This window comes from Mesorhizobium sp. M7A.F.Ca.CA.002.15.2.1 (genome assembly GCF_003998715.1).
Classification (GTDB): domain Bacteria; phylum Pseudomonadota; class Alphaproteobacteria; order Rhizobiales; family Rhizobiaceae; genus Mesorhizobium; species Mesorhizobium ciceri.
Genome location: NZ_RZPI01000602.1, coordinates 1 through 3,509, shown reverse-complemented (window position 1 = coordinate 3,509; position 3,509 = coordinate 1). Strand labels below are relative to the sequence as shown.

General features: G+C 65.1%; 5 protein-coding genes. All 5 read right to left on the bottom strand.

The features are described 5' to 3' along the window. The coding region (locus ENZ74_RS25940) for an invasion associated locus B family protein (RefSeq protein ID WP_127313077.1) at positions 1-412 on the bottom strand (412 nt) is incomplete at its 3' end. Further along, positions 397-858 carry a DUF4189 domain-containing protein gene (locus ENZ74_RS25935; RefSeq protein ID WP_013529842.1) on the bottom strand — a complete coding sequence of 154 codons (462 nt, stop codon included), beginning with the start codon at positions 856-858 and terminating at the stop codon, positions 397-399. The genes ENZ74_RS25940 and ENZ74_RS25935, both read right to left, overlap by 16 nt. Positions 859-896: 38 nt before the next feature. Next, the gene (locus ENZ74_RS25930) at positions 897-1,562 is read right to left on the bottom strand and encodes a hypothetical protein (protein ID WP_013529841.1); all 666 of its coding nucleotides are present in this window, start codon (positions 1,560-1,562) and stop codon (positions 897-899) included. 13 nt (positions 1,563-1,575) lie between these two features. After that, positions 1,576-2,133 carry an invasion associated locus B family protein gene (locus ENZ74_RS25925; RefSeq protein WP_013529840.1) on the bottom strand — a complete coding sequence of 186 codons (558 nt, stop codon included), beginning with the start codon at positions 2,131-2,133 and terminating at the stop codon, positions 1,576-1,578. Between the two features lie 7 nt (positions 2,134-2,140). Continuing rightward, the coding region (locus tag ENZ74_RS25920; protein WP_206522331.1) for a YadA-like family protein at positions 2,141-3,509 on the bottom strand (1,369 nt) is incomplete at its 5' end.

The following is a 3,509-nucleotide window of genomic DNA, read 5'->3' as shown; positions in this document are numbered from 1 at the left end:
GCGTCGGCCGATCAACCGTAAAGACGGAGACGCAACCCGTCGGCAGGCAGGTCCTGAAGCGCTGCGGGGACGGCGGTTGATCGTCGATCTGCAGCGTCACGCCCGGATCAAGGAGGATGCCGAAGGGCAGAAGCAGGGTAGCCGTCGTCGAACCGTCCGGGCGTGCCGCGATCTCCATGGCAAGAAGCCTCTGCCCGTTCTGCTGGACCTGGTCTTGCGCAAGCGAGCACACTCTCGCCTTTTCCCGTACCGAACAGGTCACGCTCCAGTCCTGATAGACCTCACGCAGCGATGAGGGTCCATCCGGGACAGCCGCCACCTGTTGCTGGGCAGACGCCGGCGACATCAATGAGAATAGAATTGCTCCACATGCGGAGACGGCCTTCGGGCCAAGCTTCATGTGCAGACCCATTCGCGGATCTTGCATTTCTCTCCCGTCGCCTCGCAGGCCTGCAAAGCGAGATCCTCCGCTTCCCGACGGGTCTCGGCCGAGTTCACGCCCCAGGGCGTGAAACGGTTCTCCACTTTGTCTGCCACGGCAAGCGCACCGCAGTGCTTGTAGGGAAAGCCGGTCTCGTCGTCATCATTCCAATGGCGATGGTTGCGGAAGACGGTGACGACGTTGCAGGCCTTTCCGCCTGCGTTCTCGCAATATTTCTGTGCGATGTCCTTCGCTTCCTGCCGCTTGTCGGCGCCCCAGAAGAAGCCGTATTTGCTATCGGCCTGCGAATAGGCAATGGCCGCCCATATGCCCTTTTCCTCCTGTTGCGGTTCCGATGGGGCCACAAGGTCGGCTGAGACGACTTGTCCGCTCCACAACAAGGTCAAGCCCAAAACTGCCAAAGCCTGCAATCTCATGGTCGGCATCCTTTCCTTGACCTCACTCGCTTCGCGTCCTACTTCGCCGCCGAAGCAAGGGAGATCACCACACAGCTTTTGCCCGTCGGCAGGAGAAGCGCTTCACCGGCATTGCCGCCGAGCTCGTAGACCTCGACCTGCCCGAGATGGTCGGTGATCTTGCTGCCCTGCGGCAGGATGGATGGGATGTCGGCGCACGGGCTGGCGAATGGCGCCACCCGCACCATCGCCCCTTCGCAACCCGTGGCGGTGGGCGATGCGAAGACGATGCCGGCGGCCGGTCCGCTATAGCGTTCCGACGCATAGTCCATGCCGACAAAGGCCTGGATGGCGTGCTTGTCGGCGGCCTGGTCGTTCCACAGGGATTTGACGCTGTATTTCGTGCCGGTCGTCAGGATCTGTCCGAGCACTGGATAGACGGTCGAGCAGGCCTGCACACCGGCCTGCTTGACATGCTCGAGGAAGGGCGTGTCCGGAAGCACGGGGGCCGCCGCTGTTGCTGCAGGTGCGGCCGTCGCGCCGCCGACCAGATTGGCGACCGCGGCGTAATTCCCGGCGGCGAAGCCAAGCCCCGCCACGACCAATCCCAGCAGTGAATATCCGGCCGCGCGTGGCCAGCGCCTTGGGGGCTCGGCCCGCCTCTGCCGATCCGCCTCGACGCTCGGAGTGCGTTTGGCGGACGTGAACTGGTCCTGCTGGCTCATGGTGGCGCCTCGGTTATTTGAGTGGTGAAAGGGCGTCTGACAGCCCCTTGAGCGTTGCGGTAACGGTGATCGTCTGCCCGTCGACCGTCGAGTAGGAGATCGCCGGCGTCGCGTTCTGCGATATCTGCCGGCGCATGACGGGGCCGACCGGCAACATGCCGACACAGACCATTTCGTTGCAGCCGTTCAGCTGCACGTCGATCGGCTGCTTCTGTCCATCGAATTTCACGGACACCAGGCCATCGCTCCTGGCGTTCGGGGCGGTGCGCAGGATCATGTACGGCTTGCCGTCCTGGGTGGCGGCAAGCGACCAGCTGAAGGCCATCTTGCCGGACGCGTCCTCGATGATCTGCGAGACGTTGCAGACCTTCTTGCGGGCTTTGAGGTTCTCGTCGCAGATCAGCGTCCAGTTGTCGAATGGGCGTATGGTGCGCTGGTAGTCTCCGAGCTTCACCTCGGGCGGGAGCACCACGTCCGAAGGCTTGATCCTGTAGGTCGACGCGACCTGCCCGGCGGCCGGCACGAGGCCGCCGCAAAGCGCCAGGCAGGTCAGGGCAACAAGTCCTTTCATCCCTGCCTCAGTTCAAGGTGAAGCTGATGCCGGCGCCGACGCCGACATGCCCACCCGCTGCCGTGCCCGACAGATTGCCGCGGATGCGGCCGTCCTCGCTGGTGTAGCCCGCACCGAAGGCGAACGCGCCGGCGTCGCGCCAGAGGCCGCCACCCGCCGCGACGCTCAGCTTTCCGGGCCGGTCGTCGTAGCGCAGCGAGGCGGCGGCGAGGCCTATCGCGGCCGCCTGCCGGGCCTCGTCGCGGATGCCGTTGATGTCCGAATTGAGCTGGCCGAGCTTCTGGTCGGTATAGTCGTTGGCCTGCTGCAGGGTCGTGGCGGCTACCTTGTCGGTGTAGTCGTTGGACGTATCGATAGCGTAAGCCACGCGGTTGTCCGTATAGCTCTTGCCGGCGGTCAGGCCCTGGTTCATCTGTTCGACATTGACCGCATCGGTCCCTTTGACGCCGGGGCCGACATTGGAGATGACGACCGGCGCGTTGACGTCGCCACCCTGCAGCGTGATGGTGTTCGACTTGACGCCGCCCGGGGCGTCATAGGTCACCGCGTTCTGGGTGAGGTTTCCGACGCCGGCTTTCAAATCCTCGATCGCCGTGTTGGTGGCGTAGAGCTGCGAGCCGTTGATCGCATCCGTGCTGCCGGCATCGACGCGCCCGGCGGCGACGTTGGTGATCGTCCGCTCGGCGCCGGCATCGCCGACGCTGACGGTTCCGGTCGGAGTCGTTCCGGCGAAGGTGTAGGTCTTGCCGCCGATGACGGTGCTGGAGGTGCCGACGGCTGTCTGCGTCACCGAGCCGGAGCCGAGCGCCACATCGTTGGCGTTGTTGGCCTGCGCACCCTGGCCGAGCGCGACGGCGCCCGCCCCGGTAGCCGTCGAGCCATGGCCCGCAGCCACGCTCTCGGCGCCGCTCGCCACGCTTTCCGGCCCGATCGCCACCGCGTTGGTGCCGCCGGCGATGCTGTCGGCCAGCGTCGAATTGGCGTGGAAGTATTTGATGCCGCCGCCATTGCTGATGGTGGTCAGGGCATTGTCGACGGCCGTCAGGCCGTCATAGACGGTCGAGTAGTTGTTGCCCTGGATAGTGTAGGTCGGGCCGGTGATCGAGCCGTCGGGATTGATCGTGGTAACGCCGCCGAACAGGTCGGTGACGTTTTTCGTCACGCCGCGCAACTGCGAGACGTTGACGCCGTCGGTGTCGGCCGAGCCCGCCGCGACATTGGTCAGCTTGCGTTCGGCCCCGGCGGCGCCGATCGACACCTCGCCGACCGAGGTCTGCGCGCCAGCAAGCCCATAGGCCGCGTAGTTCGTTTGTGCGCCGACCGTGGTGATGGACTGCGCACCAAGCGCGACGCTGTTGATGAAGGTGCTTTGGGCG